This window comes from Acinetobacter sp. 789_lipA (genome assembly GCF_058242845.1).
Genome location: NZ_JBZAYS010000001.1, coordinates 3274993 through 3289760, shown reverse-complemented (window position 1 = coordinate 3289760; position 14768 = coordinate 3274993). Strand labels below are relative to the sequence as shown.

Below are 14768 nucleotides of genomic sequence, written 5' to 3'. Positions count from 1 at the left end.
AAATATAAAAATATTTTGTGTTTGCCCTTGAAGCGTTTTATTCCATCCCCACAAAAGTGTCATATCAAAATTTTGTTGATGACCTAGGAATAAGAAGTCATCTTCACATCGTAAACAATGGCATTTTGAAAATGTCTATGGAGCTAGAAATGAGCAAAATTCGTCCTTTACATGACAACGTTGTGATTCGCCGCGTAGAAAAGGAAACTAAAACTGCGGGTGGTTTAATTTTGAGTACTTCTGCTGCTGAACAGCCAGCTCAAGGTGAAATCATTGCAGTAGGCAATGGCAAAATTACAGACAATGGCGTTCGTGCTTTAGATGTAAAAGTGGGCGACAATGTACTGTTTGGTGCATATGCAGGCACTAAAGTTAAAGTTGAAGGCGAAGAACTTCTTGTGATGAAAGAGTCTGATATTTTAGCGGTTCTTGAAGGTTAATTCAGAACGTTCATTTGCTGTTTAAGCAATACAATTGATTAAAATTTAAGAATATTTGGAGTTTAGTATGTCAGCTAAAGACGTAAAATTTGGTGATTCAGCTCGTTCTAAAATGATTGCAGGCGTAAACGTGCTTGCAGATGCTGTAAAAGTAACTTTAGGTCCTAAAGGCCGTAACGTTGTGATTGACCGTTCTTTTGGTGCACCGCACATCACTAAAGATGGTGTAACTGTTGCGAAAGAAATTTCTCTAAAAGACAAATTTGAGAACATGGGCGCTCAATTGGTTCGTGAAGTATCTTCTAAAACCAATGACATCGCTGGTGACGGTACAACAACTGCAACTGTACTTGCTCAAGCAATTTTAAATGAAGGCATCAAGTCTGTAACAGCGGGCATGAACCCAATGGACTTGAAACGTGGTATCGACTTGGCTGTTAAAGCCTTAGTTGCTGAAATTAAAGCAACAGCAAAACCTGCTTCTGATACCAAAGCAATTGAACAAGTCGGTTCAATCTCTGCAAACTCTGACGAAACTGTAGGTAAACTCATTGCACAAGCAATGGAACGCGTAGGTAAAGAAGGCGTGATTACCGTTGAAGAAGGTTCAGGCTTTGAAGATGCTTTGGACGTTGTTGAAGGTATGCAGTTTGACCGTGGTTATATCAGCCCATACTTTGCAAACAAACAAGATACATTAACGGCTGAACTTGAAAATCCGTTCATCTTGCTTGTTGACAAAAAAATCAGCAACATCCGTGAATTAATTACTGTACTTGAAGCTGTTGCTAAAACAGGTAAACCACTTTTAATCATCGCTGAAGATGTTGAAGGTGAGGCTTTAGCTACACTTGTTGTTAACAACATGCGCGGAATTATCAAAGTATGTGCGGTTAAAGCGCCAGGTTTTGGTGACCGTCGTAAAGCAATGCTTCAAGATATCGCAATCTTGACGGGTGCGACTGTGATTTCTGAAGAAGTCGGCATGACTTTAGAGCAAGCTTCTCTTCAAGACTTAGGTACTGCGCACAAAATTACTGTGTCTAAAGAGAACACTGTGATTGTTGACGGTGCTGGTGATGCAGCTCAAATTGCTGAACGTGTGACTCAAATCCGTGCGCAAATTGAAGAATCGTCTTCTGAATACGACAAAGAAAAACTTCAAGAACGTGTTGCTAAATTAGCGGGCGGTGTTGCTGTAATCAAAATTGGTGCAGCGACTGAAGTTGAAATGAAAGAGAAGAAAGACCGTGTTGACGATGCACTTCATGCAACGCGTGCTGCAGTTGAAGAAGGTGTGGTTGCTGGTGGTGGTGTTGCACTGGTACGTGCTGCAGCTGCGCTTGATGGCGTAAATGGTGCGAATGACGATCAAAATGTAGGTATCAACATTTTACGTCGTGCAATTGAAGCACCACTTCGTCAAATCGTTGCCAATGCGGGTGATGAGCCTTCTGTTGTGATCAACGCTGTGAAAAATGGTGAAGGTAACTTCGGTTATAACGCTGCTACTTCTGAGTATGGTGACATGCTAGAAATGGGTATTCTTGACCCTGCGAAAGTAACGCGTTCTGCACTTGAGCATGCTGCATCTGTAGCAGGTTTAATGTTGACAACCGAATGTATGATTACTGACGTTCCAGAAGACAAGCCTGCAATGCCTGATATGGGCGGCATGGGTGGTATGGGCGGAATGATGTAAGCTGCCTATATTTTGATTAAACTACTGTAATTTAATATAATTAAAATTTTATTAAATAAACTTACTCACAGTGTTACTCACATTTGAGTTTGTTACAAAAAAGGTCACAAATTTTATTTGTGGCCTTTTTTTAATTTTATAGTCCTATGCTTAGTTTTCTTCAAGAAGTCATAGTATGGATTAAGAATTTGACTACTAGATGAGTGGATATGTTAAAAAATCAGGCACTTTTAGTCATAGAACAACATTTACGTCAATCTGGCGTAAGAATGGAATCTTCCTCATGAAGAATACAGGCAAGCACATAACTATTAAGCCAGTAATTTTTACGCCCATCTTTTATTGGTCTTTTCACACGACCGCTTTTAATTCGATCATATAGTTCTTTTTCAGAGATATTCATTCTCAAAGCAAATTCAGCTGTAGATACGCGCCTTTCTGTGTTTGTAAGATCTATGCATACACCCATATAAATCATCTCCTTTATTATCTGGTTTTAATAGATACACTCTTAAAATAAAGATTATCAAATCAATATAAAAAAAGATGAGAAAAGTTTAAAAAACAAAAAAAAGGTTTATTTTTTAATTTATTATATCAGTAAAATAATCTTAAGTTTGTTTAGATGGATATTCATTAAATTAGAAATGGTTTTTTGTAAAGTGATTTTTAAAAAAATATTATTATAAAGTAAGAGAGTTAAATTTTTGGTGGTGTATCAAAAAGTATGCTAAAAAAAAGCAGGTTGAATTTTGATAAAATAGAGAAATGCAAATAACTCTAGAAATCAAATGTCCAACCTGCCTCAGTGACAGTATAAAGAAAAATGGCATCAAAGTAGATGGGAAACAAAACTACCAATGCAAAGACTGCAAACGTCAGTTTATTGGTGACCATGCTCTGAGCTATCTAGGATGTAATTCTGGCATTACTCGTAAAATATTACAGTTAATGGTCAGAGGCAGCGGTATACGAGATATCGCTGAAGTTGAGCGCATTAGTATCGGTAAAGTCTTACGGACTTTAACTGAATCGGCCTATCAAATTCAGCCTAAACAAAGTCATTATGAATCTCTCGAAGTAGATGAATTCTGGACTTTTGTTGGAAATAAAAATAATAAACAATGGCTTATTTACGCCTACCATCGAGAAACAGGTGAGATTGTTGCTTATGTTTGGGGTAAGAGAGATTTAGCTACAGTCCAAAGGTTGAAGACAAAGCTTAAACAATTAGGTATTCACTACACCCGAATTGCAAGTGATCATTGGGACAGTTTCATCACTGCTTTTAAAAACTGCAAGCAAAGTATTGGTAAGTTGTTTACTGTAGGAATTGAAGGTAATAATTGCAAAATAAGGCATCGAATAAGGCGTGGTTTTAGAAGAAGTTGCAATTTCTCCAAAAAGCTTGAAAACCATTTTAAAGCCTTCGACTTAACCTTCTTTTACATCAATAATGGCTTCATTTAATGTCAGCATACTTTTTAAAACACCACCAAATTTTTAAAAACGCACACGGCTTAGCCGACCCTGAAAAAAAGGTCGGCTATTAACGCATACTGCTTTTTCTGTTAGTTTTTTTATTTACTCATCGTAAATTAAGAATGGATTATTTAAATTGAGTAAAATTGAATTCTTTTTGTTGTTAAATTCTCTTCCAGTTTCTGAAGTACTAAATTCATTTATCTCTTCAGTGTTAAATGATTTTCTCTCAAAATAATCATGCATTAAATAGAGTTTCATGATCTCAAATAATATATCGATTGGATCATCATCATTATTATTTAATTTAAGAAGCGACAATAATGTCCCACCAATAAAAAATTTTTGATGATTCTCTCTATTTCTCTTTTTAATATTTTGTTTCTTTTCTAAAGCATCATCCGTGTCTAAGATGTTTTGATGGATTTTTATTTTTATATCATCGGGTAATTTTGACATATAATTGTCTAACATTTTTTCAGCTAAAAAATAATGTTCAAGCACTGGTGGAACAACTTCTCCGAAATAACTATAATCTAAAATATCGCGTTCTATTTTTGTGATCGATTTTGGATCTTTTTTAGATATAAAAAGAAGTTTATTATCATACGTCTTTCTTTTTTTTGTATATAGATACGTTTTTCTGATTAATTGTTTTTCTTTATCACTCAGTTCCCCTAATTTTTTTTGTTCGATTAATTGAATGACATCATAATGTGAACTTTCGAATGTAGCATTATTCATTGCAAAATATTCGATTGAATTAATGTGGTCTTGTGTTGTTAATGCTGTATGACTCATTGTGATATTTTCTCACTAAAAATATAAAAATTTATATCACATGTTAATTTTAAAACTTGAGAAAAGTTGAAATATTCAAAAAAATTGCTGCTTTTTTTTCTACTCACTGTTAGTCACTTTTAGTTTGCTGTTAGTTTGAGCTGTTAGTGGTGAGAGATAAAAATCATTTTTTGCGAATGCAAAAAAAAGATTTTTATCTCGTCTCCGTGTTCATTAAAATTTTCTTTCAGAAAATTTTAATGAACACTACGGCTCGTCCTGCGGAGCACTTTTAGTTAGTTAAGTGTTTGTATTTAAATGATATTATTTATTAAATATTCGAAAATTTACTTGAAGTGGCTAAAAATTGCACAAACGCCTGTTACACGTTAAAAATTGGGGCTGTTACATGTTTTTTTGCTTAAATTTCGTTCGGTGTTACACGTTAAAATTTCTGTTGTTACACGTTAAAACTGGGGGGTGTTACACGTTAAAAGTACATACATTTATGATGCTGATATATTTTCTAGGACTTACGCATTGACGGATTCAAAAAAGTATTAAAATACTTTATAAAGTATCTGTGATCAGACGAATTAAACATGCTTCTACAGCAACTTGTACATTACCCATTTATATGGGCTTTCTCATGACAGAACCGAACTCTATTAGCTGCACACAACTTGCCGAGACTTATAACATCTCGCATGATAGTGTAAATCGCTTTCTAGAACGTGAAGACTACACACCTCACGACCTATATCAAGAAGCAATTCAACATATTGATAATAATAAACTTATAGTCAGTATTGATGATACTGTTTTAGATAAACCCTATAGTCAACATATGGACTTGGTTAGCTATTTTTGGTCAGGCAAACACCACCGATCCGTCAAGGGTATTAATCTCATTACCTTGTATGCGACAGATCAGAATGGTCAAAATATTCCAATTAATTTCCGAATTTATGACAAATCTGAAAGTAAAACCAAGAATGATTACTTTATGGATATGTTAAGTGAAGTACTCAGTTGGGGTGCAAAGATTCAATTTATTACAGGTGATAGTTGGTATTCATCGACTGGAAATCTAAAAACCATAAGAAAATATGGTATTCGATTTATGTTTGGTATCGACTGTAACCGTAAGGTTTCCCCAGAAAAAGGACAATGGTTTCAACTGCGTTTATTGCCAAATTTCCATCAGGGTCAAGTGGTCTGGCTCAAAGATTTTGGCTTTGTACAATTATTTAAGACTCAGTTAAAAGAACAGCAGAGGTTTTATATTGTGCATCAAGATGAAGATGATTTATTGTCCTTTGAGGGTTTTCATGAATTACATTCAAGTCATTGGAAAATAGAGCAATATCACCGGGTGATTAAACAGGTTTGTCATATTGAAAAGTTTCAAGTAAGACGATCTAAACTGATTTTGAATCATATTTTTTCAGCCTTGATGGCCTACGTCGAGATACAAAAGAACCAGTTTGAGCGGATCTTTGAAAATGTATATCGTTGGCAGAAGAAATTATTTAGACCAGTTATCAAAAACTTCATTGATGACTTTATTCTCGATAAAAATCATCTGCTACCACAGAGAATCTATAAATAATAGTGCGTAAGTCCTATTTTCTATAAAAAAACGCATTATTTTTTCATTTTCTGTATCAAACGAATAAAATTTTTGAATAATTTTATATGCTCCATTTTCTTTATTTGAAATTGGATTTGTATATGTATTATTTTGATTTACGTCATAATGTGAAAGAACTAAAAATTCAGCATAAAAATTTGCGTAGAGACAAATTTAGACATTCTTCAGAACTCGGTTATCACTACATTACGCGAACATTATATTTTTCAACGCATAAACAAGATATTGAAGAGCTTGAATATACAGCATCAGCCAATATGCCAATCTGGGCAGCTGATTGCCCCGAAGTATTTTGGAATGCAGCGGATCAATATGAAAGTATGAAGGGGAGGACATCTACGCATATTACCGTGGCTCTGCCGAAAGAACTCAATTATATGCAGCGGATAGATTTATCAAATCAACTTATATATGAATTCTGCGGTCAATATCAGATGCCCTACAGCTTTGCCATCCACAATCATGTTTCAACCCTAGATGGGCGTTATGAACAACCACACCTACATTTATTATATTCAGAGCGAAGTATTTATGATGGCATTGAACGAACACCAGAACTGTATTTTCAAAGACACTGTCCAAAGAATCCTGAGAGAGGCGGTGCCAAGAAACTAACAGCAGATGTAATTGGTCTCGGTCGTCATCAAATTAATCATTATCGAAAAATCACAGAAAATGTCATAAATAAATTTTTAAAAGAATATGCACCCATTAAAGAGGTGGAGATCTACGGAATTAAGTTCCACGTCGAAAATAAGGTCTCATGTTTATCGAATGAAGATTATAATCAAAAAAATGGGACAAATTTAAAAGATGTTCCGCAAATACCGAGGCATTATTTACATAGTAAAGATCCGAATATTCAAGAAAAAATTCAAATGGTTAGGCAAACAGTTAAAGAGATTCGAGAAGCGAATTTATATGAATTGCATCAAGCCGAGTATCAGCTTGAATTGTCCAGAAAAAATCAGTATCAATATGAAAATAATGATATTGTTCAGAAGCCAAAATCTAATGATTTCGACTTCTAATTTATTTTGATTCTCAGTGTAAGGATAGTTTCTAATAAGCAAGTTCAATCTGGATAAGATGAACTTGCTTACTTGATTAAATAGCTGTCGATTTGCAATTGCTCAAGTGCATGCCATTGATAACGATCCTGACCTGAAAAATGCTGTTTGATATAGGCAATATGTCGAATCACGTGTTTCTGCTGTTTGAGTAAATGCTGAATGCGCTGATCTGCATAATGAATATCAACGCGCTGCTGCAACAGCGCTTGATAAAAATGACGATAATCAGGGTTCATATTTTTCAAAATTTCATGTGATGCAATTGGAGAGCGTGGCTGACTCAATCCTTGTGCCGTCGTATTTCCAGAAATGACAATTTTCGGTTGTACGGAACTTTTCGCTGGTCTTAAGGACTGTGTGGGTGTATCTGTCTGAGTTTTGAGAGTGTGAAACGCGTGTTGAATTGACTGCGTTAGCGTATCAGCTTGGGTGTCTTTAAGTGGATTTGTACTTCTTTCAGGCTTTGTACCAGTTGTATTTGTCATTTGCACCGACGATTGCGGTTGAGCTTGAGTTTCAGTATTCGGCTGGATCAGTTGCTTTAACTTTCGATAGTTAATTGAATAAAAGTTGGTTTGAAGCCATTTATTTTTTGAGAGCTTTTTAATCACTAAAATCTCCGCTTGTTTTAATTTAGCGACGATCCGTTTGATTGTGGAGACACTATAAATCCCCAGAGTTTGTTGCCACTGTTCATAGCTATGAAACCAATACTTTTTTCCTTTGTGGACTTGAGCATCACTGTGTTCTAAACAGTAGTGCAGCTTTTGTAAAAAAGTCGCGGCTGCGACGCCATACGCTTTTGCAAGCGTAGGCGAAGCAATTAAAGGGTAGTCAGAGGGAGCCAGCAGAATATGCTGATTATGCTTCATAACGTGCTCCCAAAAGACGCTCAGCACGTTCAATCAGGTTTTGACGTTGATGGGTGCGGAATGCCCAGAGCGATGGGGTATGATTATTTTGATTGAGTTTTGCGACTTCAGCGATTTGTTCATCATTCATCTGGCGCATACATTGACGAATAATTTGGTGCGCATGTTCAAGCTCGGTCAACAAGGAGTCTGCAGTATCGAGTGCTTGATAAAGATGGGTTAGACTTTGACGCTGGGGATTTGAAATGCTTTTGCCAAGTTCAACAATCAGTTGAGAGGCTTGTTTTTTAGATGTGCAAGTGTATGCACCATGAAAAGTAGCGTTCATAGCAGTAGTCCTAGATAAGTTTTAAATACTTACCAGCATTACTTCTCACGGTAATGGTGGCAGCGAGACAGGGGTGAGAATACTGAATCTAGGATCAGCCAACCTTACGGTTGCCCTATCAAGCTGCCATAACGACTGCTAAAACAGTAGACAAAAAAATAGCCGCGAGTGCGACATTAATTTGCACCTAGATTGTATCAGGTTCTCACGCCTGAACACAGATTTTGCTGTGTCCTATAAGCTTATCTGCGTATCCATTGCACTGTCAACGCTGTATTTGCATATTTTTACAAAACGCTACATTTAATTAATTCATTGATTAAGCTTTAGTTATTGGGGAAGTCTGACGGCTGGGTTTACCTATGATGAACAGGAGTATGTCGTTGGATACGGCAGGGCTTTTCTTCAGATCCACTTAAAAAAGTGAATGTTTGGTGAAGATCTATTCAATCATTTTATTCATTTATTTTATTACAGAAGAGCAGTTCATTTTAAACCGATCCATAGCATCAAAATCAGCCCATTGATGGTTTTAATTTGAGCTTATGGGTGAAATCAATAACTTAACTGAATTTATTCAAGGCGATCATGTGAATTTTATCGTATCGCGAAATTGACTAAAGCGCTGGATAAATCTAATATGAGCTCGCTGGCCTACATTGCCAGTCGGTTTTGACAGACCGATTCATCTAGCACATGAGGTTTATATTTTTGGATATAAACTGAATGTGGGAATCTTCACGTCCCCCTTTTTTTCTATGGTAGGACGGAAGGGGGACACTTTCGGGTGTGCTGATTCCTAGATGATCAGTCTGTCAACCCCTTTTCGTTCTGCCACCATTATTTGACAGTAATTTGGTAGAACTTCTATTACATCTAGGAGCTTCTCATGCTGTATCCATCTATTCTTTATTGTGCCTCCGCACCTGTTCAACCTTGTTGTGTCATTCAACAGGGCATACAGCACTGATTTTAATTTTTAAGCTGTATTAAAAAAACATTTTTACACGAACAATCTCTAAGGTGGATGGCTCAATCACGCCTATAAAAAATACTTATTTTTATATCCCCTTGTGATTGTCAATTGCATTGAACATGCGGGGAACAATGATGTCTGAATTCACTCAACCAAAAATCATTCCAATCGAAAATCGCCCACCAAAATCCAAAGTCTTTGTAAAGTGCATCGTGGTGCCAATCGTCATCTTTTTAATTATGGCCAAAGTCTTTTCCTTTAGCTGGTTTGGTTCTCTATTCTTTGGCATCTGGCTGTTATGGTTTGTGATTGTTTATTACTTCTATACATATGGCAATACCTACTTTGCAGGTATGACGGAGCAACTGACCCGTCAAGGTGAACAGTTTAATTATCACAATCGTGGGGTCTGGATTAACAGTCAGCATAAAACCATTATTCTGTTTGATGAACCTGAACAGCGTTTAGTGAAATACCCATTTGACTATATTACTTCGGTTGGCCACTTCAACTTAGTTGAAGATAAAGTCTCTTATTCCAGCACAATCACCAGCAATCCGATGACGGGAACGCATATCCACCATCACGAACATCGCAGCCCAGTCAAAAGAGAATACCAAGTCAATATTGGAACACGCGACCCATTCAAACCGCATTACTGCCTTAAAGTGTTGTTTCCTTGGCGTAGCCCCAAAATGGCCAGTGAAATCCGCCAACTGCTGTCGGCTGATCATTACCAATAAAAACCAAGAATAAGAGGGAGTGTAAAATGATGAAACGCATAAAAAAGGGGACACCATCCATTAGAACCACCACCTTGATGCTGGCCATCAGTATGGCGATGGTTGGATGTGGTGGTGGTTCAAGTTCTGGTGGAGTAGAAGACTCAAATAATGGCAGCACTTCACCTCAACCCGTGACGTGTGCTGAAACAGAATATCTACAAGAAGGAATCTGTAAAAACAAGACAGCACAACGCTTTGAACCCTTAGAGATCCATCGCTTTCTCAAAGGTCAGGGCTATCAGTTAAATCTGAAGACGGATCAAGATCTGACCCTCAGTTTTAGCAGTCAGAGTCCAAGTATTTGTGACTTCGAACAAGGGGAGCTCAAAGCCTTAGATTTGGGCGAATGTAGTTTAAAACTGACACAGGCAGGAACCTCACAGCTTCTGCCTGTGAATAGCACAATGGTGGTGGATGTCATTGAGAATGATGCAGAGGATCTTAAGGATCTGAATGCCTGTCAGGCAGGGAGGCCCAGTGAGGCGGAGCGTCAGCTGTTTATCAATACCTTGAATGAGATCCGTGCCTTACACCATCTGCCGAAAGTTCGCTATGACCAAGCCTATGAAGATCAGATGATGCAAGCCTCTATGTTACTGGCGGTGAATGAAAAGACCTCACATTATCCGGATCGTACGTGGCGCTGCTTTAGTGATATTGGTTATCAAGGGACTTCGACATCGAACTTGAATTTTGTTCAAGCCTATCAGCCTTTAGCCAGCTACGGTGCAGATACCCATGTGATTAATTGGTTGATTGAAAAAAACTCGGTCAGCATTGGTCATCGACGTCATCTCTTAAGTCCCTTCCTGAGCAAAACTGCCTATGGCGAAGTCTCTAATACTGAGGCTAAAAGCGTAGCGACCATCTTAGGCGCTGCCATGAAAGTGGTCTATCCCTATGCATCGCAAACCCTAAGCACCACGATGCCGAAAGGGGTGATTGCCTATCCATATCATGTGTATCCGAAGAAATTCTTTTCAAAAACTGAACCTTTATCCCTGTCGATATTAGTCAATCCACAGAATGCCTATGCCAATAATCAAGTCGATTTTTCACAGGCGAAGCTCACAGTGACGAGACGGGATAATCAGCAAGCTCAAACGATCAGCAACATCCAGTATGACAATATCAGCTATGGTTTATTGGCCAATAACCTGCAATTTCATTTTAGCGCAATGGAATACAACGTGATCTATGACGTTAATGTGCAGCATGTGATGGTAGATGGAAAAGCTGAAGACTATGCTTACTGGTTTAAAGTTGATGATCAGTCTGGTGAACAACGCTTATCAGGAGAACAACGCTCAGCAGGAGAACCATCCGATGACATTTAAGTTGAGATCATTTTTACTCGCCAGTGCTTCATTGTTGGCATTGCAGACTGTGGTGGCACAGCCTGTGACTTTAGAGCAGGGCTTAAACTGTTTGGATTGGGCCAAGCAAGAACAGTCTTTTAGCAATCAACTGGCCACGGGCGATTGGACGCATACAGTAGCATCTAAGCTAACAACGCTGCAACAACAATTTCAGCAGCAATACACCCAGCAAAAATCAAGCGTTGTGGATGATCCAGACGATGAAAACTACTGTGAGGATTGTCCTGAAATTGAGGTTTATCTGCCCAAAGATCAACGCAATCCGATTCAACGGATTGAGGCTTTGATGCAGGTCAGTGTAGCTGGGGCAAGTACCTCGATTTATCGCAATGATGATATGGCCCAAACCAAAGATAACATTGAAGCGGGTTTAAAGATTCAGTTGAGTCACTATAGCGGGCAGCAATTTAAACGCTTTAAACAGCAGTGGGATCAAGCCTCAGCACATGACAATGAGAAACGAACCAAGACCCGGCAGGTCTTTCAACAGTATCCGCATTTAAAGGTGTTTAACGGAGAGGTCTTTCAAAACGGAAAGCGTTACAGCCCTAAACAGATTTACATCTATACCCAGCACTATAAACGGGATGTTTCTGATCTGACCGACATGATTGCCTATATCAGTCTGTATGACCATCCCGTGAATCCATCACAGCACATATTACAGTGTGGCTTTATTGACAATCTGTTTTAAACCACTTCAACTGAATAAATAACGAGTAGCATCATGAAAAAAATATTTTTAGCGGGCTTATGTCTCAGCCTTTCAAGCTGGGCTTGTGCGGGCGCCAAAGAAAGCCTGATCGGAAAGCGTCTGGTGATGGACATTCCTGAGGTTCAATGTGCCGGCTTGTCCTTCTCGAAAAATGGCAAAGATGCGGCGATGTATGCAGAACTGGGACAATGTCAGGATCCCTTACATCTTAGAGTCAGATGGTTAGATGACAAGACTTTTATTTTAATTGAAAAAGTACGTCTCAATGAAACGTCTCCGCCCCGTAGCTTTTTATACAAAGTCAAAAGTATCAATCAGGATTATGTCCAGCTGACAGAAATCTGGACAGGGTGGGGAGACTCAAAAGACGATACGCTGGGTTATTATTTTAGATAAAGCATTTAAAACAATGATCAAGACAGGCCCTTGCTGAGACAGGGGCTTTAAAAGCAAGAAATGAATGGTTTGATCAGTATTAAAGGAATTCGATCATGGTGTGTAGTCCAATATTTTATCCAGCAAAATTTGAACAAGAAGGTCAAGCTTACAACGTCTCATTTCGGGATATTCCAGAGGCAATGACTTGCGGTGACAATTTCGAGGATGCCCTACAGATGGCCAAAGATGCGCTGTTCACCAGTATGGACTTTTATCGTGAAGAGGATCGGACTTTACCTCCACCGAGTGAATGCCAAGAAGGTGAGATCATGATTGCTTTGGATCTGGCACTGAAATAAATCTCAGATGCATCAAAAGTGAGGAGATCGAGATGGAAAGAAAAGAACATGAATATTTAGAGCAACACAAAGACTTAGAGCAAACGACAGATATTTTATGTGATGTTTGTATGGAATCCACTCAACTGAACTATGCTGTCCTGTCAGCCAATTGGGGCAGTGGGTCGAAGCATAATGGAGAACAGTATGAACTGCATTTATGTGAGGCGTGTTTCTTCGCTACTGTCGTAACGTTAAAAAGAGAGCATCGGGTGAAGCAGATGTTTAATGATGATTTTAATGAAGCTGCCTTAGAAAAATTTGGTCTGAAATAAGTATATCAAGATGACGGATTGTGCCTATAGACGACAATATTAAAAGACTTTTAGTAGAAGCTGAATTGAAAAACTTATCAGCAGGCTCTGTGTTTTCTATTCAAGATATCAGTGTTGCTCTTTCTAAGAAGCAGCTATTAAGCTTTTTATCTGCCTATCTGGATCAGGGGGAGGTCAGTCAGGTTATCCCTAATATTTACTATAAAGTTAAATTCTCAAATCTTTTTAATCCGCCGAGAGCCTTACCCCCAGATCTCTCCAAAGTGTTAGCCGCGATAACTCGATTAACCGGTGAGACGTTTCAATATGATGGAGGCTATTGTGCCAATCGTTTAGGTTTAAGTACTCAAGTGCCTCTATATCATGTCTTGCATACCAATGGCTGTTCAAGGCGATTCAAACTGGCTGGGGTAGATGTGGTACTGAATCACACGGATGATCAGCGACTGCTCCAATACCCTTTACAAAAAGTAGGTATGGCGATCTCTGCTTTGTACTATTTAGGACCAAATGTTGTGGATGATAAGATCATCAAAGCGATCAAAGATCAGTTATCACCTGAGGAGTATGCAAAGTTACTTTCAGCCGATTTACCGAAATGGATCAAAAGGTTGACGAGTGATTATGAAAATTGGACTGCTACCTGCATTAGGCTCTAAATCTCTTGCTTCAGTATTTAATGCTAAGAATGTTTTGAATTCCTCATATTTTTCCTGAGTCCAATAAACAAGACAGTATTTAGTAATTAATGGGTCTCAAATATTGTATACATTGATTTTAGTTATACTATCTTGCAGTAGTTTATTTCATACTACTTGATGATATTTTTACATACTAATTTTTAATTCACAGGGGTAAAGACGATGTACTATTTCGCAGAGGATCCCTTCTAGGTAATGTTACCTAGGAGGAACAATGAAAAAACTAAAACATCAATACAAGCAATCAATACAAAGTACTCGACACGATTATCTTTGGAAGGTTTACCCTAATGTCAGAAGTTCTATATTTAAGAAATTTAGTACTCAGCAAGAGCTTAGCTTTTATTTTTTGCATCGTATTGAATACAAAAGCTATTCGCTTAAAATTCGTGTAGCACGTGGTACAGGCTTACCTCATGTTTGGGATGATTTTCCGACTTGCGTTTATAAAGTTGCTAAAAGTTGGAAACATAATTCTAAGAGAGCACATCAATACTACAAAGAACATGAACAAAAATAAAAAATGGGAGCTGTTGATCAGCTCCCATTTTTGTTGTTTCGGCATAAGCCACTTAAGAAAATAGGGCTAAAATTCCCTCTTTGAAAAATCCGATTGAGTTTATCCTAGACAGTTTTAAGCAAATATCGGTAACTGTCAGATTAAGTCAGAACTAATACAATTTAATCCATCAACACCTTGCTCAGAATATCTTTTCCACCACTTACGTAAGAAGATTAGAGGTAATTCAGTGTAAACAAAAAATCTCTTTCAGGCTTCTTTTTTCACAACAAGTTTTTTTTTCTTCTTAAAATTCTAATAAATAGAGCAA

Annotated in this window: 17 protein-coding genes; 13 read left to right on the top strand and 4 right to left on the bottom strand. The window is 37.8% G+C overall.

Annotation, left to right across the window (positions count from 1 at the left end):
• Positions 1-149 precede the first annotated feature (149 nt).
• Both AC4CUZ_RS16250 and groL read left to right on the top strand, forming a co-directional pair.
• Positions 150-440: a co-chaperone GroES gene (locus tag AC4CUZ_RS16250; protein ID WP_010326285.1), complete on the top strand. Its 291-nt coding sequence runs from the start codon at positions 150-152 to the stop codon at positions 438-440.
• Between the two features lie 67 nt (positions 441-507).
• Positions 508-2142 (top strand): chaperonin GroEL, encoded by a 1635-nt coding sequence (groL, locus tag AC4CUZ_RS16245; protein WP_004694331.1) that lies wholly within the window; start codon positions 508-510, stop codon positions 2140-2142.
• Positions 2143-2395: 253 nt separating this feature from the next.
• Here groL and AC4CUZ_RS16240 read toward each other — a convergent pair whose 3' ends face one another.
• The gene (locus AC4CUZ_RS16240) at positions 2396-2611 is read right to left on the bottom strand and encodes a hypothetical protein (RefSeq protein ID WP_094148767.1); all 216 of its coding nucleotides are present in this window, start codon (positions 2609-2611) and stop codon (positions 2396-2398) included.
• A 299-nt stretch (positions 2612-2910) separates the two neighbouring features.
• Between AC4CUZ_RS16240 and AC4CUZ_RS16235 the strand changes: the two genes are divergently transcribed.
• On the top strand, positions 2911-3612 hold the full coding sequence (locus AC4CUZ_RS16235; protein WP_005005861.1) for an IS1 family transposase: 702 nt from the start codon (positions 2911-2913) through the stop codon (positions 3610-3612).
• A 114-nt stretch (positions 3613-3726) separates the two neighbouring features.
• Here AC4CUZ_RS16235 and AC4CUZ_RS16230 read toward each other — a convergent pair whose 3' ends face one another.
• Positions 3727-4425: a hypothetical protein gene (locus AC4CUZ_RS16230; RefSeq protein WP_125275164.1), complete on the bottom strand. Its 699-nt coding sequence runs from the start codon at positions 4423-4425 to the stop codon at positions 3727-3729.
• A gap of 562 nt (positions 4426-4987) precedes the next feature.
• Here AC4CUZ_RS16230 and AC4CUZ_RS16225 point away from each other — a divergent pair.
• Both AC4CUZ_RS16225 and AC4CUZ_RS16220 read left to right on the top strand, forming a co-directional pair.
• Positions 4988-6016: an IS701 family transposase gene (locus tag AC4CUZ_RS16225; RefSeq protein ID WP_007116247.1), complete on the top strand. Its 1029-nt coding sequence runs from the start codon at positions 4988-4990 to the stop codon at positions 6014-6016.
• Positions 6017-6138: 122 nt separating this feature from the next.
• Positions 6139-7089 (top strand): MobA/MobL family protein, encoded by a 951-nt coding sequence (locus tag AC4CUZ_RS16220; RefSeq protein ID WP_029575044.1) that lies wholly within the window; start codon positions 6139-6141, stop codon positions 7087-7089.
• Between the two features lie 68 nt (positions 7090-7157).
• Here AC4CUZ_RS16220 and AC4CUZ_RS16215 read toward each other — a convergent pair whose 3' ends face one another.
• Both AC4CUZ_RS16215 and AC4CUZ_RS16210 read right to left on the bottom strand, forming a co-directional pair.
• Positions 7158-8003 carry a hypothetical protein gene (locus tag AC4CUZ_RS16215; protein WP_010326923.1) on the bottom strand — a complete coding sequence of 282 codons (846 nt, stop codon included), beginning with the start codon at positions 8001-8003 and terminating at the stop codon, positions 7158-7160.
• Positions 7993-8331: a hypothetical protein gene (locus AC4CUZ_RS16210; protein WP_010326922.1), complete on the bottom strand. Its 339-nt coding sequence runs from the start codon at positions 8329-8331 to the stop codon at positions 7993-7995. The genes AC4CUZ_RS16215 and AC4CUZ_RS16210 overlap by 11 nt, the downstream gene beginning before the upstream one ends.
• A gap of 1110 nt (positions 8332-9441) precedes the next feature.
• On the opposite strand from AC4CUZ_RS16210, the gene AC4CUZ_RS16205 reads away from it, so the two are divergent.
• The 8 genes from AC4CUZ_RS16205 (at position 9442) to AC4CUZ_RS16170 (ending at position 14458) form a co-directional block, all read left to right on the top strand.
• Entirely contained in the window at positions 9442-10050 is a 609-nt protein-coding gene (locus tag AC4CUZ_RS16205) for a hypothetical protein (RefSeq protein WP_125275053.1), read from the top strand.
• A 26-nt stretch (positions 10051-10076) separates the two neighbouring features.
• Positions 10077-11429 carry a CAP domain-containing protein gene (locus AC4CUZ_RS16200; protein ID WP_125275052.1) on the top strand — a complete coding sequence of 451 codons (1353 nt, stop codon included), beginning with the start codon at positions 10077-10079 and terminating at the stop codon, positions 11427-11429.
• The gene (locus AC4CUZ_RS16195) at positions 11419-12165 is read left to right on the top strand and encodes a hypothetical protein (protein ID WP_125275051.1); all 747 of its coding nucleotides are present in this window, start codon (positions 11419-11421) and stop codon (positions 12163-12165) included. The genes AC4CUZ_RS16200 and AC4CUZ_RS16195 overlap by 11 nt, the downstream gene beginning before the upstream one ends.
• A gap of 33 nt (positions 12166-12198) precedes the next feature.
• On the top strand, positions 12199-12582 hold the full coding sequence (locus tag AC4CUZ_RS16190) for a hypothetical protein (RefSeq protein WP_094148774.1): 384 nt from the start codon (positions 12199-12201) through the stop codon (positions 12580-12582).
• Positions 12583-12677: 95 nt separating this feature from the next.
• Positions 12678-12923, top strand: coding sequence for a type II toxin-antitoxin system HicB family antitoxin (locus AC4CUZ_RS16185; protein ID WP_094148775.1), 246 nt, complete (start codon positions 12678-12680; stop codon positions 12921-12923).
• 32 nt (positions 12924-12955) lie between these two features.
• On the top strand, positions 12956-13237 hold the full coding sequence (locus AC4CUZ_RS16180; RefSeq protein WP_094148776.1) for a hypothetical protein: 282 nt from the start codon (positions 12956-12958) through the stop codon (positions 13235-13237).
• Between the two features lie 20 nt (positions 13238-13257).
• A complete protein-coding gene (locus AC4CUZ_RS16175) occupies positions 13258-13896 on the top strand; it encodes a DUF6088 family protein (protein WP_227556820.1) in 639 nt (212 codons plus the stop codon).
• A 256-nt stretch (positions 13897-14152) separates the two neighbouring features.
• The gene (locus tag AC4CUZ_RS16170; protein ID WP_094149123.1) at positions 14153-14458 is read left to right on the top strand and encodes a hypothetical protein; all 306 of its coding nucleotides are present in this window, start codon (positions 14153-14155) and stop codon (positions 14456-14458) included.
• The last annotated feature ends 310 nt before the right edge of the window (positions 14459-14768 follow it).